The organism is Agrobacterium sp., from assembly GCF_059499945.1.
On record NZ_JCABZP010000014.1, the window covers coordinates 1,101,880 to 1,123,559 of the forward strand.

24 protein-coding genes and 1 tRNA gene are annotated in these 21,680 nt (G+C 58.7%); 12 read left to right on the plus strand and 13 right to left on the minus strand.

Going from position 1 to position 21,680, the window contains the following annotated elements; translation table 11 throughout:
- Positions 1–139: 139 nt before the first annotated feature.
- On the minus strand, positions 140–394 hold the full coding sequence (locus AC5I5B_RS17140) for a heavy-metal-associated domain-containing protein (RefSeq protein WP_003502257.1): 255 nt from the start codon (positions 392–394) through the stop codon (positions 140–142).
- A gap of 107 nt (positions 395–501) precedes the next feature.
- The gene (locus AC5I5B_RS17145) at positions 502–1,959 is read right to left on the minus strand and encodes a TrkH family potassium uptake protein (RefSeq protein WP_003502258.1); all 1,458 of its coding nucleotides are present in this window, start codon (positions 1,957–1,959) and stop codon (positions 502–504) included.
- An 80-nt stretch (positions 1,960–2,039) separates the two neighbouring features.
- On the opposite strand from AC5I5B_RS17145, the gene ilvA reads away from it, so the two are divergent.
- The 3 genes from ilvA to AC5I5B_RS17160 all read left to right on the plus strand — a co-directional run bounded on the left by ilvA (position 2,040) and on the right by AC5I5B_RS17160 (position 5,084).
- A complete protein-coding gene (gene ilvA / locus AC5I5B_RS17150; protein ID WP_107675418.1) occupies positions 2,040–3,314 on the plus strand; it encodes a threonine ammonia-lyase in 1,275 nt (424 codons plus the stop codon).
- A 75-nt stretch (positions 3,315–3,389) separates the two neighbouring features.
- Positions 3,390–3,701 carry an HlyU family transcriptional regulator gene (locus AC5I5B_RS17155; RefSeq protein WP_080866073.1) on the plus strand — a complete coding sequence of 104 codons (312 nt, stop codon included), beginning with the start codon at positions 3,390–3,392 and terminating at the stop codon, positions 3,699–3,701.
- 117 nt (positions 3,702–3,818) lie between these two features.
- A complete protein-coding gene (locus AC5I5B_RS17160) occupies positions 3,819–5,084 on the plus strand; it encodes a GGDEF domain-containing protein (protein ID WP_080866074.1) in 1,266 nt (421 codons plus the stop codon).
- Between the two features lie 33 nt (positions 5,085–5,117).
- On the opposite strand, the gene AC5I5B_RS17165 is transcribed toward AC5I5B_RS17160, so the two are convergent.
- On the minus strand, positions 5,118–5,735 hold the full coding sequence (locus tag AC5I5B_RS17165) for an FMN-dependent NADH-azoreductase (RefSeq protein ID WP_026363437.1): 618 nt from the start codon (positions 5,733–5,735) through the stop codon (positions 5,118–5,120).
- Between the two features lie 149 nt (positions 5,736–5,884).
- Between AC5I5B_RS17165 and AC5I5B_RS17170 the strand changes: the two genes are divergently transcribed.
- Positions 5,885–6,853 (plus strand): LysR family transcriptional regulator, encoded by a 969-nt coding sequence (locus AC5I5B_RS17170; protein ID WP_111834296.1) that lies wholly within the window; start codon positions 5,885–5,887, stop codon positions 6,851–6,853.
- A gap of 44 nt (positions 6,854–6,897) precedes the next feature.
- Here AC5I5B_RS17170 and AC5I5B_RS17175 read toward each other — a convergent pair whose 3' ends face one another.
- The 3 genes from AC5I5B_RS17175 to AC5I5B_RS17185 form a co-directional block, all read right to left on the minus strand.
- Complete coding sequence (locus AC5I5B_RS17175) at positions 6,898–8,886, minus strand: bifunctional 2',3'-cyclic-nucleotide 2'-phosphodiesterase/3'-nucleotidase (RefSeq protein WP_111834521.1); 1,989 nt, start codon at positions 8,884–8,886, stop codon at positions 6,898–6,900.
- A gap of 215 nt (positions 8,887–9,101) precedes the next feature.
- Entirely contained in the window at positions 9,102–9,437 is a 336-nt protein-coding gene (locus AC5I5B_RS17180; protein WP_004441225.1) for a PilZ domain-containing protein, read from the minus strand.
- A 98-nt stretch (positions 9,438–9,535) separates the two neighbouring features.
- Positions 9,536–10,003, minus strand: coding sequence for a DUF1203 domain-containing protein (locus AC5I5B_RS17185; RefSeq protein ID WP_003502273.1), 468 nt, complete (start codon positions 10,001–10,003; stop codon positions 9,536–9,538).
- 163 nt (positions 10,004–10,166) lie between these two features.
- Here AC5I5B_RS17185 and AC5I5B_RS17190 point away from each other — a divergent pair, with 163 nt between their 5' ends.
- Positions 10,167–11,051 carry a DUF4344 domain-containing metallopeptidase gene (locus AC5I5B_RS17190; RefSeq protein WP_111784511.1) on the plus strand — a complete coding sequence of 295 codons (885 nt, stop codon included), beginning with the start codon at positions 10,167–10,169 and terminating at the stop codon, positions 11,049–11,051.
- Positions 11,052–11,110: 59 nt separating this feature from the next.
- Here AC5I5B_RS17190 and sseA read toward each other — a convergent pair whose 3' ends face one another.
- The 4 genes from sseA to AC5I5B_RS17210 all read right to left on the minus strand — a co-directional run bounded on the left by sseA (position 11,111) and on the right by AC5I5B_RS17210 (position 15,898).
- Entirely contained in the window at positions 11,111–12,532 is a 1,422-nt protein-coding gene (gene sseA, locus AC5I5B_RS17195) for a 3-mercaptopyruvate sulfurtransferase (RefSeq protein ID WP_111834297.1), read from the minus strand.
- Between the two features lie 16 nt (positions 12,533–12,548).
- Positions 12,549–13,286, minus strand: a complete 738-nt coding sequence (locus AC5I5B_RS17200; RefSeq protein ID WP_020810799.1) for an alanyl-tRNA editing protein — start codon at positions 13,284–13,286, stop codon at positions 12,549–12,551.
- Positions 13,287–13,298: 12 nt separating this feature from the next.
- On the minus strand, positions 13,299–14,336 hold the full coding sequence (locus tag AC5I5B_RS17205) for a cysteine synthase A (protein WP_020810800.1): 1,038 nt from the start codon (positions 14,334–14,336) through the stop codon (positions 13,299–13,301).
- A 122-nt stretch (positions 14,337–14,458) separates the two neighbouring features.
- Positions 14,459–15,898 carry a cryptochrome/photolyase family protein gene (locus tag AC5I5B_RS17210; RefSeq protein ID WP_111834298.1) on the minus strand — a complete coding sequence of 480 codons (1,440 nt, stop codon included), beginning with the start codon at positions 15,896–15,898 and terminating at the stop codon, positions 14,459–14,461.
- Positions 15,899–16,087: 189 nt separating this feature from the next.
- On the opposite strand from AC5I5B_RS17210, the gene AC5I5B_RS17215 reads away from it, so the two are divergent.
- The 3 genes from AC5I5B_RS17215 (at position 16,088) to AC5I5B_RS17225 (ending at position 17,607) form a co-directional block, all read left to right on the plus strand.
- Positions 16,088–16,357, plus strand: a complete 270-nt coding sequence (locus AC5I5B_RS17215) for a DUF982 domain-containing protein (RefSeq protein ID WP_003502285.1) — start codon at positions 16,088–16,090, stop codon at positions 16,355–16,357.
- Positions 16,358–16,492: 135 nt separating this feature from the next.
- The gene (locus AC5I5B_RS17220; protein WP_111834299.1) at positions 16,493–17,050 is read left to right on the plus strand and encodes a methylated-DNA--[protein]-cysteine S-methyltransferase; all 558 of its coding nucleotides are present in this window, start codon (positions 16,493–16,495) and stop codon (positions 17,048–17,050) included.
- A gap of 113 nt (positions 17,051–17,163) precedes the next feature.
- Positions 17,164–17,607: a TIGR02594 family protein gene (locus AC5I5B_RS17225; RefSeq protein ID WP_020810805.1), complete on the plus strand. Its 444-nt coding sequence runs from the start codon at positions 17,164–17,166 to the stop codon at positions 17,605–17,607.
- Between the two features lie 58 nt (positions 17,608–17,665).
- On the opposite strand, the gene AC5I5B_RS17230 is transcribed toward AC5I5B_RS17225, so the two are convergent.
- The gene (locus tag AC5I5B_RS17230; protein ID WP_003502291.1) at positions 17,666–17,905 is read right to left on the minus strand and encodes a hypothetical protein; all 240 of its coding nucleotides are present in this window, start codon (positions 17,903–17,905) and stop codon (positions 17,666–17,668) included.
- A gap of 170 nt (positions 17,906–18,075) precedes the next feature.
- Here AC5I5B_RS17230 and AC5I5B_RS17235 point away from each other — a divergent pair, with 170 nt between their 5' ends.
- Positions 18,076–18,480 carry a DUF2934 domain-containing protein gene (locus AC5I5B_RS17235; RefSeq protein ID WP_111834301.1) on the plus strand — a complete coding sequence of 135 codons (405 nt, stop codon included), beginning with the start codon at positions 18,076–18,078 and terminating at the stop codon, positions 18,478–18,480.
- A gap of 101 nt (positions 18,481–18,581) precedes the next feature.
- Here the strand turns inward: AC5I5B_RS17235 and AC5I5B_RS17240 are convergent.
- Positions 18,582–18,656, minus strand: a tRNA-Asn gene (locus tag AC5I5B_RS17240).
- A gap of 176 nt (positions 18,657–18,832) precedes the next feature.
- Here AC5I5B_RS17240 and AC5I5B_RS17245 point away from each other — a divergent pair.
- A complete protein-coding gene (locus tag AC5I5B_RS17245) occupies positions 18,833–19,111 on the plus strand; it encodes a hypothetical protein (RefSeq protein WP_020810808.1) in 279 nt (92 codons plus the stop codon).
- A 3-nt stretch (positions 19,112–19,114) separates the two neighbouring features.
- Here the strand turns inward: AC5I5B_RS17245 and AC5I5B_RS17250 are convergent, their stop codons facing one another.
- Positions 19,115–19,759 carry an exopolysaccharide biosynthesis protein gene (locus tag AC5I5B_RS17250; RefSeq protein WP_020012290.1) on the minus strand — a complete coding sequence of 215 codons (645 nt, stop codon included), beginning with the start codon at positions 19,757–19,759 and terminating at the stop codon, positions 19,115–19,117.
- Between the two features lie 522 nt (positions 19,760–20,281).
- Between AC5I5B_RS17250 and AC5I5B_RS17255 the strand changes: the two genes are divergently transcribed.
- The gene (locus tag AC5I5B_RS17255) at positions 20,282–20,869 is read left to right on the plus strand and encodes a YqaA family protein (protein WP_003502297.1); all 588 of its coding nucleotides are present in this window, start codon (positions 20,282–20,284) and stop codon (positions 20,867–20,869) included.
- Between the two features lie 138 nt (positions 20,870–21,007).
- Positions 21,008–21,562, plus strand: coding sequence for a dual specificity protein phosphatase family protein (locus AC5I5B_RS17260; RefSeq protein WP_020810810.1), 555 nt, complete (start codon positions 21,008–21,010; stop codon positions 21,560–21,562).
- Positions 21,563–21,680 lie beyond the last annotated feature (118 nt).

Below are 21,680 nucleotides of genomic sequence, written 5' to 3' on the forward strand. Positions count from 1 at the left end.
GTAGAGATATCTGTTCGGGAGGTGTGAAAGGACGAAGCTTGATCTCGTCCGACGGCTGTCACGCAGGTTCAGCGCGAAGCGGGGCAGGCGGGGCGACCCGGCGGCGGCAGGATGGAAGCGCCGCCGGTATCTCTTCGGATCAGGCGCGTGCTTCCGGCGTATAGCCAGCGGCGGTGATGATTTCGGCAATACGCGCTGCATCGGAGACGCCGCCAACCACGACCGTGCGGCTTGCCGGATCGGCATGCACGGCAGCGCCGGGAACGGTCTTTTCGATCGCGCCCTTGATCACACCGGCGCAGTGACCGCAGGTCATGTCTTCAACGTGGAAAGAAAGGTCGGCATCGACGGGTGCGGCAGTGGTTTCGGGGTGATGCTGATGGGCGGTGCACATAGGCGGTTCTCCATGGTTTGGAATTCGTAACAGGAGGAGCCTGAACTATTCCAACGTGGGAAGGTCAAGCGCTTTATTCGCGCATGCGCAACATGTGTATCGCCGGATCAGCTGCGCCAGAAGATCGGCATCAGCAGCACCAGAACCGTCAGGATTTCCAGACGCCCGAGCAGCATCAGGACCGACAGGAGATAGAGCGCCGGGTCGCTGATTGTGGAGAAATTGCCGACAGGCCCGATGATCGGGCCGATGCCGGGTCCGACATTGGCAAGCGCCGTCGCAACACCCGATGTGGCGGTGAGGAAATCATAACCCATCAGGCTCATGGCAAGGCTGCCGGCGATCCACAGCGCGATGAAACAGCTGATGAACAGAAAGATGGTGCGGATGGTTTCCGGATCGACCACCTGCTGGCCGTAGCGCACCGAATAGACGGCATTCGGATAGATCAGCTTCTTGAGGCCCGCGCGCGCCACATTGAAGATGATGAGGAAACGATAGGCCTTGATACCGCCCGCAGTCGAGCCGGAACAGCCGCCCATGAAGGTCGCGAAAAAGGCGACGACGACGACGAACGGACCCCAGAGCGTATAGTCGTCGCTGGCAAAACCTCCGGTCGACAGGATAGAGGTCATGTTGAAGAAGGAATGGCTGAGCGCGTCGTCCAGCGGTACACCGTTTCTAAGGTGATGATAGACGCCCACCGCAATGGAGATCGCGCAGAGATAACCGAGGAAGACGGCGATCTGCGGGTCGCGCAGCGTCTCCAGCCGGCGGCGGACGGCAAGCAGGATCATCACCGAAAAGGGCAGGCTGCCGAAGATCAGGAAGATCGTGGCGATCCACAGCAGCGCGGTATTGTCAAAATAGGCGAATGAGGCGTCATGGGTGGAAAAGCCGCCGGTCGCGACGGTCGACATGGCGTGGTTCAGCGCATCGAAATGCGACATGCCGGCAAAATCGAAGGCCACCGTGCAGGCGATTGTCATGATGATGTAGATCGCCACGAAAGCCCGTGTGAAGCTCGCCAGACGCGCGAAGGGCCGGTCGTTGCCGGTATCGGAAGATTCCATGCGAAAGAAGGTCATGCCGCCGACGCGGAGCAGGGGCAGGATGAAGAGACCGAGGGCGACGATACCGATGCCGCCGAGCCAGCAGAGCAGGGATCGCCACAGAAGGATGCCCTGCGGCGCGTTGTCGAGGCCGGATATGGCCGTCGATCCTGTCGTGGTGATGGCCGAAACGGATTCGAAGATCGCCTGACCGGGCGTCAGGTCGAGTTCCGACAGATAAAGCGGAACCGCGCCGATGATGGAAAACACCAGCCAGAGCAGGTTGACGAGCAGAAAGCCGAAACGTTTGTTGAAGGAGGTGATCGGTCCGCGGGTCGCGAGCGCGCATGCAAGTGCAAAGCCGCCGCACATGAAACCCGAAAGCGCAAACACCATCCAGTCATCATTGCCGTAATAAAGATCGGTCAGTGCCGGCAGAAACATGGCCGTCGCAAGGTAGAGCCCGAAGATGGACGCCACATATATGACCGAGCGCAGAAGGTTGCTGTTCAAGAAATGAAACCCGGAGTTCGTTGCCGCGCTGAAATGAGTCTTTGTCTCGGACGCCTTCCTATGGCATAGCGGGTGCCATTATGAATTTCAATGGATTGACTATCGTGGACAAGCAGCTTGTGGAAGCAGCGCGGCGGGAAGTGCGGGAGATATTTCCGGAAACGCCGCTGCAGTTGAATGAACATCTCAGCCGTCGGTATGGCGCGTCGATTTGGCTGAAGCGTGAGGATCTGTCCCCGGTTCGTTCCTACAAGATTAGAGGCGCATTCAACTTTCTGCGCAAGGCGGTGGCCAAGGCCGGCAAGGACAAGATTTTCGTCTGCGCCTCGGCCGGCAACCATGCGCAGGGCTTTGCTTTCGCCTGCCGCCATTTCGGCGTTCACGGCGTTGTTTTCATGCCGGTGACGACACCGCAGCAGAAGATCGAGAAGACCCGCATCTTCGGCGGTGAATTCATCAGCATCCGTCTCGTGGGCGATATATTCGACCAGTGTTACGCCGCTGCCCGCCAGCACGTACAGGATAATGACGGCTACATGGTGCCGCCCTTCGATCATGAAGACATCATCGAGGGTCAGGCTACGGTTGCTGCCGAGATCATGGACCAGCTTCCGGAAGGCACGAAGCCTGACATCGTCGTCATGCCTGTTGGTGGCGGCGGTCTTTCGGCTGGCCTCACCGGCTTTCTGGCGGGCACCGTCCGCAAGGAGAACTTCGTATTCTGCGAGCCCGAGGGTGCGCCGAGCCTGAAGAAGAGCCTGGAGCGCGGTGAACCGGTGACGCTCACCAAGGTCGACAATTTCGTCGATGGCGCCGCCGTCGCCCGCATCGGCGACCTGAACTTCAAGGCGCTGAAGGATTTCCCGGCCGAGCAGGTCATGCTCATTCCGGAAAACGCCATCTGCGTGACGATCATCGAGATGCTGAACCTCGAAGGCGTGGTGCTGGAGCCTGCGGGTGCGCTCTCCATCGCCGCGCTGGAGAAGCTCGGTCGTGAGAGGCTGGAAGGCAAGACGGTTATCGCCGTGGTCTCCGGCGGCAATTTCGATTTCGAGCGCCTGCCGGATGTGAAGGAACGCGCAATGCGTTACACCGGCGTGAAAAAATATTTCATCCTGCGCCTGCCGCAGCGCCCTGGCGCGCTGCGCGATTTCCTCAACCTGCTCGGTCCGGACGACGATATCGCCCGTTTCGAATATCTGAAGAAATCGGCCCGCAATTTCGGTTCGATCCTGATCGGCATTGAAACCAACGCGCCGGAAAATTTCGCCGGCCTGCTGGAGCGCTTCGAGGCCGCCGGTCTCGGTTATGAAGACATCACCGAAAACGACATCCTGTCGAACCTGATCATCTGATCGGGGAGTTAAAGACAGGGAAGGGCGGATCACCTCCGCCCTTCAAACGTGACATAGATTGAGGGAGTGAAAGCCATGGCATCGTTTTTTTCCAAAATCCTCTCGGCCTTCGGCTCCGGCCAGCCGTCCTCGGACGCGCCGCAGAAGGTGTCGCAGGCTGAGCCGCATGCGCATGGCGACTATCTGATCTATGCGACGCCGATCAAGGAAGGCGGTCAGTTCCGCCTGGCCGGCCGCATTGAGAAAAAGGCCGGCGACGAGGTGCTGGTGCATGAATTCGTGCGCGCCGATGTCTTCAGCAGCCTGGACGATGCGGTGGAGTTCACGATCCGCAAAGCGAAGCTCATCATCGATCAGAACGGCGCATCGCTTTTCCCAGGAAAATGATGACGTTTTCTTGCCCCGCACATTAAGATTCCGTTGTTTGCTTCGGCCTATCGTCTCTGAAGGGCATGGAGTCGCGCCAATCAACCCGCGCGACGTGAATCGATAAGGCATGTGCCGATGCAGTGGGCAAATCTGGCCCTCTTTTTGACGGAGGCCATCGTCTATTTTTCGGTAATGACGGCCTTCCTTCATTACCGGCATATTCTCGGCATCGGTGTTTTTCTCACCGCGCTGGGGGTCATGCATTTTCTGGAAACCTATCTGGCGGCCGTCTTTTACGTGCAGCTGCCTTTCGGCGTGGCGTCGCCCGGTTCCTCGATTCTTTTTGCCGGCAAGCTGATGATGATCCTCATGCTCTATATGCGCGAGGATGCTGCGGTGGTGCGCCAGCCGATCTATGGCCTTTTTCTCGGCAACATATTGACCGTCATCATGGCCCAGATCATCCGCTTTCATCAGACGGTGGCGATCGTGCCCGGGCAGTCTGTCAGTACCGGCTTTCTGGACGAGATGGGTGTGCTGATGGTCTGGGGCACCAGTCTGCTTTACATCGACGCCATCGCCATCATCCTGTTTTATGAAAAACTGGGGCGGTATCTGCAGCGCCATATCGTCCTGCGTTTCGGCATCTGCGGTGTCGTCATCCTCAGTCTCGATCAGGCGGGTTTTTACGGTGCGCTGCGGCTTCTGTTCAACGCGCCGGTCGATGTGTTTTATGATGGCTGGAAGGCGAAGATGGCGGCCGTCGCGGTCTATTCGCTGCTCTTCGCCATCTATCTGTGGCTGACATCGGCCAAGGGCCGTTTCCTGATACGCCGCAACATTGCGGATGTCTTCAACGATCTGACCTTCCGTGAGCGCTACGAAGAGCTGTTATCTCGCTCCGGACGGGACATGCTGACGGGTGTTTCGGACCGCGCCCGCATGGAGCTCGACGCGCCCTCCATCGTGCTTGACTGCGCCGAGAAGAGGCGGGCGATCAGCGTGCTTATCGTCGATATCGACCATTTCAAGACTGTCAACGATACGTTCGGCCATCTGCGGGGCGATGAAATTCTTCGGGAATTCGCAGCAGTCATGAAGCGGTCGGTTCAACCACATGGCCATCTCTACCGTTTCGGCGGCGAGGAATTTGTGGCCCTGCTTCCGGCGATGACGCACGAGGCCGCACTTGCCTTTTCCGAAGGTCTTCGTGCAGCCGTGCTGACGGGTCTGCGCCGGCCCGACGGAACGCCCCTGACTGTCAGTATCGGTGTCGCGACCGGTCTGGAGGATGGGCGGGTATTCCTCGAACTTCTTTCCGAAGCCGACTCGCGGCTCTATGCGGCAAAAAATAACGGCCGGGATCAGGTCCACGGCCGTTACGGAATGTGGGTCGGCTGATACCTTGTCGGTATCAGCCTCCGTTCAATTGTCTCAGGCGGCCTGGGCCAGCTCTTCAACCTTGGCTTCGGCGGCGGCCACAGCCTTTTCGACGGCTTCCGGACCAAATGCCAGGCCTTCGACATAGATGACTTCCACATCCGTCATACCCATGAAGCCGAGAACGGTCTTGAGGTAGGGAACGGCATGGTTCATCGATACGGCCGGGCCTTCGGAATAAACGCCGGCGGCGGCCAGCACGATGTAGACCTTCTTGCCGGTGGCAAGGCCAACCGGGCCGGTTTCGGTGTATTTGAAGGTCTGGCCGGCGCGGGCGACGTTGTCGATCCACGACTTCAGGCCGGAATAGATGTTGAAGTTGATGAGGCCGGTGCCGATGACGACCGTGTCGGCTGCAAGAAGCTCTGTAACCAGCTTGTCGGAATAATCGGCGGCAACCGCTTCTTCGGCGGTGCGCTGGTCGGCCGGCTTGCGGATCGCTGCGGTCTTGACGGTGTCGAGGTGCGGGATCGGGTCAGCGGCGAGATCGCGGTGGACAAGGGTGTTGGAAGCCGACTTGGCCTTCAGCTTGTTTGCGAGCTCACCCGAAAACTTGTTGGAAACCGATTCGTCGCCACGCGGGCTGGAGGTGATGAGCAGAATGTTGGACATGGTCTTTCCTTGCATAAGCGATGAATTGACGGGCGCCTTGGGAGGGCGGGAGAGCACGATGCCCTTCCTTTGCGCTCTATATGAAAAATTACTGCCATCAAGAAAACTGTGATAATATGGAAGCAATCTATCGATGAAATGGATGGAACATGGACGCGAACCCGACGCTCGACCAATTGCAGGTGTTTTTGACGGTTGCCGAGACCGGCAGCTTTTCCGCTGCGTCACGGGCGCTCAATCGCGCGCAGTCGGTGGTCAGCTACACGATTGCCAATCTCGAGGCGCAGCTTGAAGTCACGCTGTTTGAGCGCAGCGGCGTGCGCCAGCCGAAACTGACGGATGAGGGCCGCGCCATGCTTGAGGATGCAAGGCGCATCGTCGCCGGCCTGCAGGAGATGCGCGCCCGCGCCAAAGGGTTGAAGCAGGGGCTTGAGGCGGAACTCTTGGTCGCCATCAGTACCATGGTGCCAGCGGAGGCCGTGGTGGCCGTGCTGCGCGATTTTCGCACACAGTTCCCGACCGTCACCCTCAGCCTCAATGTCGGCGAATTGGGCATGGTCATGGATATGGTGCTCTCCCGCAAGGCAGGCATCGGCATCGGCGGGGCGATGCTGCGCCAGGATGATGAGCTCGTTGTCGAAAAGGTGGGCCATTCCTTCATGTTGCCCGTCGTCGCGTCGGATCACCCGCTGGCGCAGATCGAGCGGCCTCTGGTTCTCGCCGACGTGCGCGAGGAGGTCCAGCTTGTTGTCACCGATGCATCGGGCCTCACCAAGGGCCGCGATTTCAATGTTCTCTCTTACAAGACATGGCGGGTCAGCGACATCGCCACGAAATACCAGCTCATCAAGGGTGGTCTTGGCTGGGGCGGTCTGCCCGCATCGATCGTGCGCAATGATCTGACCAATGGCAGCCTGAAAGCGCTTGAGCTGGAGGCCTATGAGCAGGGCGAATATCCGCTCTTTGCGCTGCGGCGGGTGGATTCACCGGCAGGCCCCGCAGGCCAGTGGCTTGCCGAAGCATTTCAGCAGCGCCTGTCTGCCTGCCCGAACCACAAGGATTTCAACGGGATGCTTGCGGCCAGCAAGCAGAGGACCATTGCTGTCGCCGCTGAGTGACAGTCTCGCCCTCCCGGCCGGTTTCAGCCGGGAGGGCGAAGCTTTTAGAGAACCAGACGGAACTTCGCGAAACCTTCCGCGCCGTCACCGGCATCCTCGATTTTCGCGCCCTTGATCTCAGCCGCATAGTGACGGCCCTTGGGGCCGGTCTCGAAGATCGCCGTGGTATTGGCGACAGGCGCGAAGGACCAGTTGGCATCCGCAGACGGGTTGATGGTGCCCTGATCGATGATATAGCGCACGATCACGTCGCGGTTGGTATCGGGCGCCACGAAGATCACCTTGTCGCCGGCGATATCGGGGAATTTGCCGCCGCCGCTTGCCCGGTAATTATTGGTGGCGACCACGAATTTCTGCTCGGGATCGATCGGCTTGCCTTCAAATTGCAGGTTGACGATGCGGTTGCTATCAGGGTTGACGGCCTTGCCGTCCTTGTCGAATTTCGCCGGTTTGGAAATGTCGATCTGATAGGTCACACCGTCGATGACATCGAAATTATAGGACGGGAAATCCGCGTTCAGCAGCGGCGCATCCTTTGCGCCGGCCTCAACCGTGTTGAACATGCCGGCCGACATTTCCAGCCAGTTCTTCACCTGCGCGCCGTTGATCAGCACCGCCTGCACCGTGTTGGGGTAGAGATAGAGATCGGCGACGTTCTTGATGGCGATGTCACCGGCGGGGACATCGGTGTAATAATCCGCGCCGCCGCGGCCGCCCGACTTGAAGGGTGCTGCTGCCGAAAGCACGGGCAGATCCTTGTATTGTCCTTCCTTCAGCATGTCCTTGATATACCAGGTCTGGGCATTGGAAACGATCTGCACGGATGGATCGTCCGCTACCAGTGCGAAATAGGAATAGAGCGGCGCGGAGGTTTTACCGACCGGACGGCGCACATAGGCAAGTGCCGCCTCATGATCGGCTTTGGCGGCGGCGAGGACTTCCGCTTTATCCGTGAAATCGGCGACGACCTTGCGGTTTTCGTCACGGTGATAGATCGGCCGGGCTTCGGAGGTGAAGTCTACGATCTTCCAGCTTTTGCCGTCCTTTTCAAGCAGCAGGTCGATGAGGCCCATATGCGAGCCCCAGAAACCGGCCATCACCGCCGGCTTGCCCATCAGCGTGCCCTTGACCGCATCCGCACCCTCAATGCCGTCCCAGGTCTTCGGACCGGGGAAAACGAGATGCTGGTGGCCGGTGAAGATGGCGTCGACGCCTTCGACGGCAGCCAGATAAAGCGAGGCGTTTTCCATGCGCTCCGTCTGGCCCTTGCCGTCGATGCCGGAATGGGAAAGGGCGATGATGATATCAGCGCCTTCTTCCTTCATGACAGGCACCCAGGCTTTCGCAGCCTCGACGATGTCACGCGTCTGCGCCTTGCCCTCGAGGTTCTTGGAATCCCACATCATGATCTGCGGCGGCACGAAGCCGATGATGCCGACCTTGACCGGGCTCGTCACGCCGCCGCCGTCGCGGATCTGTTTTTCCAGAACGACATAGGGCTTGAAGAACAGCTCGTCGTTTTTCGGATCGGAAGCAAGCTGGCCCTTGGTGAGGTTGGCGCAGACGTAAGGGAAACCCGCGCCGGCCAGCGTGTTCGACATATAGTCGAGGCCGTAATTGAATTCGTGGTTGCCGAGCGTGCCGCAATCATAGCCCAGCACATTCATGGCATTGATCACGGGGTGCTTGTCGCCGGCCTTCATACCGCGCTCATAGGCGATATAGTCGCCGAGCGGATTGCCCTGCAGGAAGTCGCCATTGTCCACCAGCATCGAGTTACCAGCTTCGGCGCGGATGGTGTCGATGATCGAGGCGGTGCGGGCGAGCCCCATCGTGTCGTTCGGCTTGTCGGCGTAATAATCATAGGGAAAGACATGAACATGGATGTCAGTCGTTTCCATGATGCGCAGATGCGCCTGGTTGGTCGCTGCGCGCGCAGCAAAAGGGTGCAGCAGCACCAGCGCCGAGGAGGCCGCGATGCCGCCCAGAAGCGAACGTCGGGTGATGGGGTGGAGAGCGAGAAGCGACGACATGGGAACTCCTTCGAATGAAGCTTGCTCTGTCATGAAAAACGACAGGGTAGAAGCAATCGCAGAGGAGTCCATCACCAAAATGACAGGCCCGTGACGGATGGGCCTGTTTTCAACCGTTTGATAAATTTTTTGTCACGGCAGCGCGGCACGGGTGTCGCCGTACCGGAGAATACGCATCGTCCGCCCTGCGCATTCCTCTTCGTTGGACCAGCGGATTAGCGGGCGAGGGTCGGTTTCACGTCTTCATGGAAGAAGCGGAAATAGGAGGAGAGCTGCGCCAGTGTGTTGGTGGAAAGCTTGAGCTGCAGGCCGAGGCGGTTCATGTGCTGCCACTGCACGACGCCTTCGATGAAGCCCAGATCTTCACTCTGCACCTTGACCCGGCTGCCCTTGGCGGCGGCGAAAGGGCCGTCCAGTTCGAGCGCCATCCCCGTCGCCGAAAGATCGACCACGCGTCCCCTGGTCGACTGGCTGAAATAATGCACGGTCGCAAAAATTCTGGTTTTGCTGCGGGGCGCAGTCCGGGTCGCCATATTGAGGTTATTTGTCATGTTGCTGCTCAAATCAATTGTTTCCGATACCATGCATCATGGCGCAAAAAGCTTGAGAGCCGTTTAGTTCTTCTCTTAAAATTGCAGGTAATTGCCGATTATGCTGTGTCGATACGGCACTGATAGCAATTATTACGGGCGGATCGCACATGGACATAAGCGACATCCGCGCGCTCCAGAAGGCGCAGTGCGCGCGACACGATCTCGCCCGTCGCCGTCACCGCGCCGGTGCCGTAGACGATGCGGTCATCGGCTCCATAACCCCGCACGATGTAATCCGGGCTGTCCAGCATCGGCGGGACAGCCTGTGTCTGGGGATAGCGCTCACAGGCCTCGGCATGCAGAAAAACCGGTCCCGTTTCCGCATAAGGCTGTAGCGAGGGGAAAGGCCGGTAGGCGAGGATCAGCATCCCGTCGCCTTCGCCGATCTGGCGAAGGCAGTGGCGGCAGGGCATGCCGCCTGGAGAAACGGCTTTTTCCGGCGGATTGCCATAGGCGTCGGCGGCTCCCGCCCGGAAGGCCTCGGCTTCCTTAGCCGGCATTGCGGTAAAAACGAGATCGGTCATGTCGGGGCCTCCTGGGTTGGGATCGGCGTTGCTTCTTTGCAGCTATGGTCCCGAAACGGATCACTATCCACCCGATTCTTGACAGGCGATGCAACCAGCCCATTGCGTGACTCGTTAGCTTCGGGAATCAGTGACGCTCCTCGTTCCCGGAAGGTCTGATTTTATGTTCCGTCGTTTTCTGGCCGCCGTTCCGCTGGCTTTCGTATCGTTGACGGCTCCGATGCAGGCCGAGGCGCAGGTCGCCTCCGGTCTCGACGGCCTGTCCGACGATCAGCTTCAGCAGGCGGTCAATTTCGTTATCGGCAACGCGATCTTCTCGCTTTATCACGAAGGCGCACGCATGCTGATCTCGGATTTCGGGACAGCGGACACGGCAAGTGTTCAGGCCCCGGCCGATCAGCTGGCCGGCACGCTCATCCTTCAGGCCAATGAGGAATGGCTCGACACCGCGCTCGTCAACGCCACCGACAGCTGGTATCTCGCACGTGAGACGGAGACCCTGCCGGAGCACGAGGCTCCGGTCTTTTCCGCGCTGGTGCCCGACAGGAGCCGCGACCGCAACATGGCCTGCCTGATGGTCGGTCGCGACAAGGATGGTTATGGCGATCTGGCTGCCATGATGGGGCTCAACAATGCCGAGTTCGACAAATGCGCCGCCGCCTATCCCGGCGTTGCGTCGGCCTGGGAGAATTTTCTGAGCACCCACCGCAGCCAGACGCCATCCAGATTTGCCGTCAGCTATGTGCCGCCGCGTGATCCAGAACTTGAGCCCTATGCCATCATGGTCAAGGAATCGAAGATTCTCGATCTCATCAGCCGCAGCTTTGGCGGCTATGGCCTGAAGGGAGACGTCAAGCTGACGGCCAGGTCCTGCGGCCGCCCCGATGTCTACTGGTCAGCCGAAAAGCGCGAAATCACCTATTGCTACGAGCTTGGTAAATTCCAGGCGGAGCTGATTGCCGATCATCTGCTGAACACGGTCACGGAAGACAAGGGGGCCGCCGGCGGCCATATTCCGACGGCGGTCAATCTCGAACGGGAAATCTGAGGTAGATTGCCGGACGCTGGTGATCTGGCCTCCTGAACGGGGAGGAGGCCAGCCACCCCTCAATTGCGCATCGAGATTTCCAGAAGTTCCGTATCGGCGAGCGGCTCCACCCAGGCTTCATAGGTGCCGACGGGCGAAAAGCCCATCATCTGGTAAAGCTGCAACGCGCGCGGATGGTCGAGCGTATTGGTGGTCACCGTCACCCGCTGCGGATTGTCTTGCCAGGCGGCATAAAGCGCCTGCAGGAGGAACCACTTGCCGACACCGGCACCGATCGCCTCTTCGAGCAGGCCGAAATAGGACAGCTCTGTCACCTCGTCGCTCGCCTTGTTCAGTTCGAAGAAACCGGCGGGCGCACCGTTCATATAAAGGACCGTGACGCTGTTTTTTGGATCGCGCAGGATGGCGGAAAGCTCCGCATCGCTCATGCGCATGCGCTTTTGCCAGTGCCAGCGTTTCCCCACCCGCCAGTAGAGATAACGGTAGAAATGCAGGGGAATATTGTTGACCCGCATCAGCGCCGTCTGAATGTTGACGGGGATCGGCAGGCTGACCTTCGGCGGCGCGGTCATTTCCAGCTGTGTCACATGCGCCTTCAAAGGCCCATGCGACACCACGGGAACAGGCTCGGCGGGGCCGGCAACAATAGGCGTATCTTCCAGTCCGCCCCATTCCGACCACGAGCCATCATAGAGCGAATTGTCCTGATGGCCGAGTGATTCAAGCGCCAGCGTGATGACGGCTGCGGTAACGCCCGAGCCGCAGCTGGTGACAACGGGCTTGCCGAGATCGATGCCGGCGTCGGTCACCATCTTGCGGATGGCGGTGAGGTCCTTGAAATGACCGTTCTCGGAAAAGGCGGTCGCGGGCAGGCTGCGCGCGCCGGGCATATGGCCGGCACGCATGCCGGCACGCGGCTCGGCCTCGTCGCCGGTGAAGCGGCCTGCGCCGCGAGCATCGGCGATCTGCTTTTCACCGCTGTCGACGATGCCGCGCATCGTTGACAGCGACGTCACGCGCTTTTCGTTGAAATCGGGTGTGAAGGTTGCGGGTTCGATTTCCGGCGTGCCGGTTTCGAGCGGCCGGCCCTCGCGCTTCCAGCCGTCCAGACCGCCATCCAGCACATAGGCCTTGCGCACGCCCATCACCCGCAGCATCCACCAGACGCGCGGTGCGGAAAAGAAACCGGGGCCGTCATAGACCACGATCGTGTCGGTATCGCTGAGCCCTAGCTCGCCAGCCTGTTCGGCAAAGAACTCCGGCGAGGGCAGGGAATGCGGCAGGCCGGTCGTATGATTGGCGATCTTGTCCTGATCGAAGAACACGGCGCCGGGCAGGTGATCGGCCGCAAATTCCTCCGCGCCGTTGCGTTTATGCGCCGGCAGATACCACGAGGCATCAACGAGACGAAACCCGGCCGTGCCGAGCTGTTTTTCTACCCAGTCCGCCGAAACGACGAAACGGCTCTTATCCGTGCTCACGATGTCTCTCCTGATTTCAGGCAGCAGCTTCAGGCGCGCCGAAACGAATGCGGAACCGCCTGTTCTCCTTGCCCTTTTTTTCTATCTTGGCAATGTGAATATCGCCCACTTCCTGCGTTTCGGAAACATGGGTGCCGCCGCAGGGCTGGCTGTCGATGGCAGAATTTTCGCCGATGCAGACAAGGCTGACCCGGCCGAGGCCCATTGGCGGGCGAACATTCTTGGATTTGACGATGCCCGGATTGGCCTGCAGCTCCTCGTCGGTAATCCATTGCAGGAAGACGGGATGGTTGGCTTTCACCAGGTCCATCAGCTTTGCCGTGACCTCATCCTTGTCGATGGTCTCCGACATATCGAAATCGACACGCGATTCGTCCTCGCCGACGGCAGCTCCGGTGATCGGCCATTGGCAGACAACGGACAGAAGGTGGCAGGCGGTATGCATGCGCATCAGCTTGTAGCGGCGTGGCCAGTCTACATGCAGGGTCAGCTTTTCGCCGATCTCCGGAGAAGGCTGGCCTTCGAGCGGCACATGGACGATCACGCTCTTGTCGGCACCGTTTTTGGTGATGCCGAGTTCGATGCGCGACCCGTCTGCCCGCTCGAGAAAGCCGCTATCGCCCGGCTGGCCGCCGGAGGTGGCGTAAAAGCAGGTCTGATCCAGCTCTATGCCGCCATCCTCATGCACCGCCGTGACGATCGCTTCTGCGGTGGAAAGATAAAAATCGTCACGGAACAGGGCATTCACAGGCATTTCGGCATGTCCTCAAACGGTTTCGTACGGAACCGCAATCTCGCTTTTCGTCGCCAGCCACTGTGGAATCGGAAGTCCCTTGGAACGCAGGAAATCCGGATTGAAGAGCTTCGACTGATAACGATTGCCGTAGTCGCACAATATCGTCACGATTGTATGCCCCGGACCGAGCTCGCGGGCAAGGCGGATTGCGCCGGCAATGTTGATGCCGGAGGAGCCGCCGAGGCAAAGCCCTTCTTTCGTGACCAGATCGAACAGAACCGGCAGCGCCTCTGCATCGGAGACGCGATAGGAAAAGTCAGGCGTGAAACCTTCCAGATTGGCGGTGATGCGGCCCTGTCCAATACCCTCGGTAATGGAGGACCCTTCCGACTTCAGGACGCCGTGCTTGTAAAATTCGTAGAGGGCGGCACCTTCGGGATCGGCAAGGCCGATCTTGATGTCAGGATTGAAATCGCGCAGGCCATCAGCAACGCCCGCAAGTGTTCCGCCGGAACCGACCGAGCATATGAAACCATCGACCTTGCCATCCGTCTGGTCCCAAATTTCAGGAGCGGTCGTTTCGATATGGGCCTGACGGTTGGCGATATTGTCGAACTGGTTGGCCCAGATCGCGCCGTTTTCATCGGTTGCGGCAAGCTGTTTCGCCAGCCGGCCGGAGACCTTCACGTAATTGTTCGGGTTGGAATAGGGTGCTGCCGGAACTTCGACCAGCTTCGCGCCAAGAAGTTTCAGCGCGTCCTTCTTTTCCTGGCTCTGCGTCTCGGGAATGACGATGACCGTCTTGTAGCCGAGCGCATTGGCGACCAGCGACAGGCCGATGCCGGTATTGCCCGCCGTGCCTTCCACAATAGTGCCACCCGGCCGCAACTGCCCGCGCCGTTCGGCGTCGCGGATGATGTAGAGCGCGGCGCGATCCTTCACCGACTGGCCGGGATTGAGGAACTCCGCCTTGCCGAGGATTTCACACCCCGTCGCTTCAGAGGCGGCTTTCAGACGGATGAGCGGCGTGTTGCCAATAGCACTGAGCGCAGAGGAGTGAATGGTCATGATTGAGCCTTCTTGTCTGAGCGGAAATTAGGTGCCGTTATGTCCCGTTACAACCGCTTCAACGCAAGAAATTATCTTCCCGGCTTTGGCTTAGCCACGCAAAATTTTGCCGATACCCAATTTTATGCGTTTTTCTTGACTTCGGCATAGGCGGCAAGCGCTCTTTCCCGCGCCTTTCCATGGTCGACGATCGGCAGCGGATAGGTCTTGCCAAGCTCGATGCCCGCCTTCTTCAAGACCTCTTTGGGCGCTTCGAACGGCTTGTGGATGTATTTCCGGTCGAGCTTTTCAAGCTCCGGCACGAAGCGGCGCACATAGTTGCCATCGGCGTCGAATTTCTCGCCCTGCAGGATGGGGTTGAAAATGCGGAAAAACGGCGAGGCGTCCGCGCCTGAACCCGCCACCCATTGCCAGTTGGCGGCATTTGAGGCCGGGTCGGCATCAACAAGCGTATCGCGGAACCATTTCTCGCCCTTCCGCCAATCGATCAGCAGATGTTTGATGAGGAAGGAGGCAACGATCATGCGCACCCGGTTATGCATGGTGCCGTGTCGCCACAATTGCCGCATGCCGGCATCCACGATCGGATAACCCGTCATGCCGCGTGTCCAGGCCTTGAAGGATGTCTCGTCGTCCCACCAGCCGAAGGCGTCGAAACTCTCGTTCCAGTTCTTCTCGTCCAACCCAGGGAAATGAAACAGCAGGTGATAGCAGAATTCCCGCCAGACGATTTCCTTGCGGAAACGGCTGATATCGTTTGAGGCGATATTGCGGGAAAGCCCCTTCGTCGCGTGCCAGACGGTGGCAGGTGATATTTCACCCAGGGCCAGATGCGGCGAGAGCATGGAGGTTGCGTCCTTTGCCGGAAAATCGCGACCTTCTTCATAGCCTTTCAGGGCGCCATCGATGAAATCATCGAGTTTCTCCTGCGCGCCACCCTCGCCGGGAGCCCAGATGTCGCTGAAGTGTTTCGCCCAGTCTGGTTTAGTGGGCAAGAGCTTCCAATCGGAGAGCTTCTCAGATTCCGGCCATGCCTTCGGCGCTTTCAGGCTCTTCGGCGCGTCCGTCGGCGCATGCGGCTCCTCGCCGCCCTCCAGCGCCCGCCAGAAGGGCGTATAGACCCGGTAGGGACCGCCGGATTTCGTCTGGAGCCGGGATGGCTCGTGCAGCAGGTGCCCGGAAAAACTGCGAACCGTCAGGCCATCGTCGCGCAGCTTCTGCTTCAGCGCCTTGTCTGTCGCCATGCCTGCCGGATCGTAACGGCGGTTCCAGAATACTGCGTCAGCACCGGTTTCGGATATCAGCTGGCGCAGCGTCTCGCCGGCGTCGCCGCTGGCAAGAACAAGGCGACCGCCGATTTTTTCCAGCGCGGCGGAAAGGCAGGCGAGGGAGTGGTGAAGCCACCATCCCTGCGCGCCGCCGAGCGGGCCGCAGGATTTTTCCCTGACATAGACGGGGATGACGGGGCCGCCATGCTCCACGGCGGCAAGCAGGGCAAGATTGTCCGAAAGGCGCAGGTCCTTGCGGAACCAGACGATGACGGGGGAGGCTGTTGTCGGCATGAAAGGACCCGGTTCACTTCCGCTTGAACGAGTGTTGAGACGCTTTGTTCCGCAAATCGGCTAGAATGGAAAGATGGAGGTACATGGTTTCTCGAGGGTTATTTTTTCGCCCTTGAAACCGCTGATGAAGGGAACCAACTGGAGGGGCCGGCGTTTGTCGCGGGTTAATAGAGCATGGAAGTGCAATCAATGTTGCTGAACGACGTTAAGTGGGAAAAGCCCGTTACCATCTCCCTTGAAAACGGTGCTCCCCGGATTTTCAATGGCGTTTACGAAGCCTTCGATTTTCTTCAGCACGAATGGCCCGAACGTGGCGACAAGGCGCATGAACAGGCGCTGCGTCTGTGCCGCGCCTCGCTGATGGGCGATGTGGCGGGAGAAATCGCCCGCACGGCCTTCGTTGCCGCCAGCCGGCAGGCGCAATGCCTTGTCGAAGAGCAGGGCAAAATCGCATCCTGAGCGGATTTTCAGGACTGACGTGTAAAAGGCCACCCGGCAAAAACGGGTGGCCTTGTTTGTTGAGAGGCAGGAAACGGGTTGTTTCGAATGCGGGATATGGCATCGTGCATGCGAAAAGGCGAATGAGTGACGGCAATGAGCAATAACTACGGCTATATTGTTTTTCCGACGGCCCTCGGCCATTGCGGCCTTGCCTGGGCGGGGCGCGGTATCGCGCGTCTGCAATTGCCCAGCCCTGACGCCGGTGAGACTGAAAAACTTCTCCAGAAGCGCCTGCCATCCGCCTCCATCGCCGTTCCGGAAACACGCACGCGTGAGGTGATTGCAATGATCACCCGTTATTTCGGCGGCGAGCAGATCGATTTTACGACCGTAGAACTCGACCTCGCCGGACAGGAGCGATTTTTCCTCGATGTTTACGCCGTTGCGCGGCAGATCGGCTGGGGCGACACCACGACCTATGGCGGCATCGTAAAAACGCTTGGTCTCGGCATGGAAAAGGCCCGCGATGTCGGTCAGGCCATGGCGAAAAATCCGGTGCCGCTGATCATTCCCTGCCACCGGGTTCTCGCTGCCGGCGGCAGGCTTGGCGGCTTCTCCGCACCGGGCGGAACCACCACCAAATTGCGCATGCTGGATCTCGAAAATGCCGGCCGCAGCCGCGCCGATGAGGTGCAGGGCAGCCTGTTCTGAAGCAATGACAGATCAGCGCACATGAATAGGTGTCTGATTTCTGCCCATTTCTCGTCAAATTGTCGCTAAATTGTCACAATACACGGGCGCCCTCTAACATAAGGGCGAGACGTTTGAGAGTATCCGCGTTAATTCTATCCGTTGCCTTGTCTTTTACAGTCGTTGCATCGGCCTCGGCCGGCATGCTGAACCAGGCGGAAAAATACACCGGGCTGCACGAGTCCAAGAACAACAAGAGCCTCAAGAATATTCTTGGCGCAAATCCCCGCAGCACCCCATGGTGCGGCCTTTTCCTGCATGCTGTCGCCAGCAAGGCCGGCCGGCAGTCTCCCAAATCCTATGGATTTGCGAAGTCCTGGACATCCTTCGGTTATGCCGTTCCGGTGGGCCAGGCCAAGCCGGGCGATGTCGTTGTCATTCGCAACGGCCGCGGTTATCACGCCGGCATTTTGAAAAGCATGAGCGGCAAGACCGCCCAGATCCTCGGCGGCAATCAGTCCGGCCGGGTGCAGGTGTCGAACTTCAATCGCAAGGCCATCGTGTCGGTCCGTCGATAAAATCTCCAGGCATTCCTTTGATAAAGGCGGGCTTTGACCCGCCTTTTCCATTTTCGGCCTATGGCTGCTCTCTGGTGCCCGGCGCCGCCTCGCGCTGGTCATCGTCCTCAAGGTCCGTGGCGACGATGAAGGCGTCCTCATGCTGCCTTGCCGCCTGCCGGCGTGCACGCAGGCTCATGCTCTCGTCCGGGTAAATCTCGCCGTCCTTTGCTTTCAGCTCGCTGTCGGTTTCGAAACGCGCGACATCCTCGTCGCGAATATCAAGCGGTTCGGTTTTCGGCTTTTGCGGGGTGTTCATGAAATGGTCTCCTGCGGGTTTCTGCAGGGCAAACGATCCGCGGTCGACAACGGTTCCCTTTCACGCGGAAATGCTCACCCGCGACGAAACCGCGCGGAACAAACTCTGGCTTTTTTTGTTTTTTCAGTGGCACAATCAAAACCGGTGCAACACGAAGAGGGAGGTCCGTTATGAGCCATGACCGCGAAGCCGTAATCCGTGAAAAAGCGCGCGCAATATGGGAGAGGGAAGGAAGACCCGACGGGCATCATGAAAGACACTGGATCGAGGCAGAACGGGAACTTTCCGCAGATGCGGAAGCGGCAAAGTCCAAAAGCGGGAATGGCGTGAAGAAGCCAGCTGCCGCGAAGGCGTCAGCGGAGAAGGCGCCTGCGAAGAAAATGCCAGCGAAAAAGGCAGCCTCGGCAAAGGCCAAATCCCCGGCGGTAAAATCGCTTGAGAAGGAGCAGAAATCTACGGTCAGAAACAAGGACGACGATTTGACCGAGAGCCTTGAGGAGAGTTTTCCGGCAAGTGATCCGCCGGCACTGACCAACGCCACAAGGGCGACGAAACGGGCGATCAAGAAGACCTGACCGTTTGACGGCTGAATAACCGGGAATGCAGGAAAATCCCCGATCCAAATCGAGCGAATTGCAGCGGCACTTCGCTCTTCAAAACATGTTTTTGAGAGAGATGGCTCCCCGGGCCGGATTCGAACCGGCGACCTGTCGATTAACAGTCGAATGCTCTACCGCTGAGCTACCAGGGAACGTGCACCGCTTGGCGCGGTGTGAGCGGGGTAATACAAATGCTTTTCCGATTTGCCAAGCGGTTTTTTCAAAAAAAACGCATTCCTCTTGTTTTATCCCTCCAGAGTCCCGATTTTCCGGGCTTGTCGACGGTGAAAAAATTATCCACAGGCCAGATGAAAAAGGGCAGGATGGAATGAAATTCGGTATCGACCACAGAACGCATCGTCTCCATGTCGGAAAATGGAGCCTTGCCATGCCGCGTTCGCGCGTCGGCAGGATCGCGACGGGCTCGGCTCTGGTGGTGGGCGGAACGCTGGGTTTCCTGCCCGTCCTTGGTTTCTGGATGATTCCGCTTGGTCTCATCGTGCTTTCCCACGATCTGCCCGTGGTTCGCCGCCAGCGGCGACGGCTGGCGGTCTGGTGGGCGTCGCGGCAGAACGGCCGCGACAGCCGTAATGGCGGCCGGCGATAGGTCTTAAGCGCCGATGGAGCTGCTGATGCCCTGGCCGGCCCAGAAAGCCGCATAGGCGAGCGCTGCGAAATAAATCGTCGTCAGACCCAGGAAGAGATAGCCGCCGAGCACGGTGACGCCATCCCGCTGAATCATCCCGGCCGAAAAAAGCAGGATCGCGACACCCGGAAGGGTGTTGGAGAAGGGAATGAAGCCGAGCGGCATCATCAGCAATACGCCCGCCGTCATCAGCGCAAGCCCGTTTATCCGGTTGGCGATGATGCCCGTCGTCAGCGCGGGAATGCGCGGACGGATGAAACCATCGAGCTTGGAGACAATGGCGACGCCTTTTTGAAGGGCGGGAACAAGCTTTGCCGTTTCCATCTGCCGGTCAAGAATTTTTGCCGGCAACCATGGCAGGCGATTGAGGGTGATTGCCAGGCTGACAAGGATGATCGCTGCGCCAAAGACCGTGCTGACGCCGGGAATGGAAACCGGAATGAGAAAGGGTAGGGATGCGATCGCGCAGATGAGCAACAGGCCCTGTTCGCCGATTGCTTCCATCAACTCGCGCAACGTGATCGTCTGACCCTGCAGCTTTCCTATTAGCTTCTCAAGCGTCGTGCTGAGCTTTTCAGACGTATCAGTGAATGCGAATTCGTTCGTCATACGGCTTCCCGGGAGTTGTTTTAACTCCGGGCTTGATAACATTCATCCAGCCCAATGCCTATCATTGATAGAAACGGAGCCTTTCACATTTGGTCGAGTGGTTCCGTCCTGCTCAGTGCGAAACCCAGCTGCTGTAAGCCCCTGCAAGAAGAACCACCAGCAGAATGACAAGTATGACCGGATTGATCGATGTAACGAAGCTTACATATTCCATGATAACTTCCTCCTCTTCCGTCCGCCTTCATTCTACAGCAAAAAGGCGAACTTATCTACCACAGGGTGAAATTTTGCATTGCAGCAACCGGCTCTCGGTATGGGCGGGAAATGCTTGTCATTATGATTTTTTGCGATGCAAAAATAAATTTTCCAACATTTGCCATTCTCTTGCGTTGTCTCTAATTCTCATTCGGGTTCGGTCTCTCCGGCCCGCCGGCCGCCGTCGGCAAACCACATGAATTACCGCCGGCCTACCCTGGCTCCTGCCTGTCTTCACTCCGCAACACTCTTCCCCGGGGACATGAAATGCTGAAAAACATCTATGCCTGGACGATGGCGCTCGCTGCGCGCAAAACCGCCGTATGGTGGCTGGCGATCGTGGCTTTCGTGGAAAGCTCCGTCTTCGTCGTACCTGCGGATGTGCTTTTCCTGCCCATGGTGCTGGCCAAGCCGAAAAAGGCGATGTTTTATGCACTCGTTGCAACCGTCGCCTCGGTTCTCGGCGGCATCGCCGGCTGGTTCCTCGGTCATTATGCTTTTGAGAGCCTTGCCCGGCCCATTCTCGAATTTTACGGCAAGCTCGACAGCTTCGAGCATCTGAAGAACTCGGTGGATTACGAGACAATCGTTCTCCTGCTGGTGACATCGGGGCTCGCGCATCTGCCGCCGATCAAGGTCGTCACAATTCTCTCCGGTGCTGCCAATATCAGCCTCGGCCTCTTCATTCTTTCGGCTGTCGTCACGCGCGGTGCGCGCTTTTTCATCCTGGCCGGGTTGCTGCAGAAATACGGTGAACCGGTACGCCATTTCATCGAGAAACGTCTTGGCGCCATCACCGCGGCGGCGGCGGCCGCACTCATTGCGGTCTATGCGGTCTACGTTTTTGTGCGTTGATCAAGCGCAAATTTTCTACTCTTACAATACTGTCGCAGAACTTTCAGCTTACTGTCAGAATCCACCTGTATCGGTTCTCTCGTCGAATGAGGGAACCGTTTTATTATGCGAAGATTCTGGAAGTGCTCCTTTTGGGGCATGGGTATTGCTGTGCTTGCCACGGGCGGTTATCTCTACGCCATTCAGCTCCTCGGCAATTTTCACGAGGTAGTCGCGGGGCAGCTTTATCGCTCCAACCAGCCGAGCAATGAGCAGCTCGTCCGCTATACCAGGGACCATGGTATCAGGACGGTCATCAATCTGCGCGGTGCGAATGAAGCCAAGGCTTGGTATCGGGATGAGGTCGAGACCTCCCGCGAGCTCGGATTGAATCACATCGATTTCGGCATGTCGGCCAGCCAGGAGCTTGACATGAACAGGGTCAACGAGCTGGTCGCGATCATGCGCGATGCGCCGAAACCCATTCTCATTCATTGCAAGGCCGGTGCGGACAGGACAGGCCTCGCCACCGCTCTCTATCTCAGCCGCGTCGCACGGTTTGATGAGGAGCAGGCGGAAAGCCAGCTTTCCTTCCGCTTCGGCCATATCGGCATTCCTTATCTGTCGCAAACCTACGCCATGGACCGGACGTGGGAAAACGCGGAAAAGATGCCAGTCATCGACGATTTCGCGATCGCGTCCAACGAATATTGAACATCGCGTGGAGCAGGCGGTGTAGGCAACAGATGCCGGCACCGCCCTTCGTAGGGACACCCTGCCGGCTACCGCCCACCCAGCGGGCTACCACGCAGCCTTAAACTCATCTCTCCGC

Coding starts and splice junctions, on each gene's coding strand:
- AC5I5B_RS17140 (WP_003502257.1), bottom strand. CDS start 394: ATGTGCACCGCCCATCAGCATCACCCCGAAACCACTGCCGCACCCGTC.
- ilvA (WP_107675418.1), top strand. CDS start 2,040: ATGAATTTCAATGGATTGACTATCGTGGACAAGCAGCTTGTGGAAGCA.
- AC5I5B_RS17155 (WP_080866073.1), top strand. CDS start 3,390: ATGGCATCGTTTTTTTCCAAAATCCTCTCGGCCTTCGGCTCCGGCCAG.
- AC5I5B_RS17160 (WP_080866074.1), top strand. CDS start 3,819: ATGCAGTGGGCAAATCTGGCCCTCTTTTTGACGGAGGCCATCGTCTAT.
- AC5I5B_RS17165 (WP_026363437.1), bottom strand. CDS start 5,735: ATGTCCAACATTCTGCTCATCACCTCCAGCCCGCGTGGCGACGAATCG.
- AC5I5B_RS17170 (WP_111834296.1), top strand. CDS start 5,885: ATGGACGCGAACCCGACGCTCGACCAATTGCAGGTGTTTTTGACGGTT.
- AC5I5B_RS17175 (WP_111834521.1), bottom strand. CDS start 8,886: ATGTCGTCGCTTCTCGCTCTCCACCCCATCACCCGACGTTCGCTTCTG.
- AC5I5B_RS17180 (WP_004441225.1), bottom strand. CDS start 9,437: ATGACAAATAACCTCAATATGGCGACCCGGACTGCGCCCCGCAGCAAA.
- AC5I5B_RS17185 (WP_003502273.1), bottom strand. CDS start 10,003: ATGACCGATCTCGTTTTTACCGCAATGCCGGCTAAGGAAGCCGAGGCC.
- AC5I5B_RS17190 (WP_111784511.1), top strand. CDS start 10,167: ATGTTCCGTCGTTTTCTGGCCGCCGTTCCGCTGGCTTTCGTATCGTTG.
- AC5I5B_RS17200 (WP_020810799.1), bottom strand. CDS start 13,286: ATGCCTGTGAATGCCCTGTTCCGTGACGATTTTTATCTTTCCACCGCA.
- AC5I5B_RS17205 (WP_020810800.1), bottom strand. CDS start 14,336: ATGACCATTCACTCCTCTGCGCTCAGTGCTATTGGCAACACGCCGCTC.
- AC5I5B_RS17210 (WP_111834298.1), bottom strand. CDS start 15,898: ATGCCGACAACAGCCTCCCCCGTCATCGTCTGGTTCCGCAAGGACCTG.
- AC5I5B_RS17215 (WP_003502285.1), top strand. CDS start 16,088: ATGTTGCTGAACGACGTTAAGTGGGAAAAGCCCGTTACCATCTCCCTT.
- AC5I5B_RS17220 (WP_111834299.1), top strand. CDS start 16,493: ATGAGCAATAACTACGGCTATATTGTTTTTCCGACGGCCCTCGGCCAT.
- AC5I5B_RS17230 (WP_003502291.1), bottom strand. CDS start 17,905: ATGAACACCCCGCAAAAGCCGAAAACCGAACCGCTTGATATTCGCGAC.
- AC5I5B_RS17235 (WP_111834301.1), top strand. CDS start 18,076: ATGAGCCATGACCGCGAAGCCGTAATCCGTGAAAAAGCGCGCGCAATA.
- AC5I5B_RS17245 (WP_020810808.1), top strand. CDS start 18,833: ATGAAATTCGGTATCGACCACAGAACGCATCGTCTCCATGTCGGAAAA.
- AC5I5B_RS17250 (WP_020012290.1), bottom strand. CDS start 19,759: ATGACGAACGAATTCGCATTCACTGATACGTCTGAAAAGCTCAGCACG.
- AC5I5B_RS17255 (WP_003502297.1), top strand. CDS start 20,282: ATGCTGAAAAACATCTATGCCTGGACGATGGCGCTCGCTGCGCGCAAA.
- AC5I5B_RS17260 (WP_020810810.1), top strand. CDS start 21,008: ATGGGTATTGCTGTGCTTGCCACGGGCGGTTATCTCTACGCCATTCAG.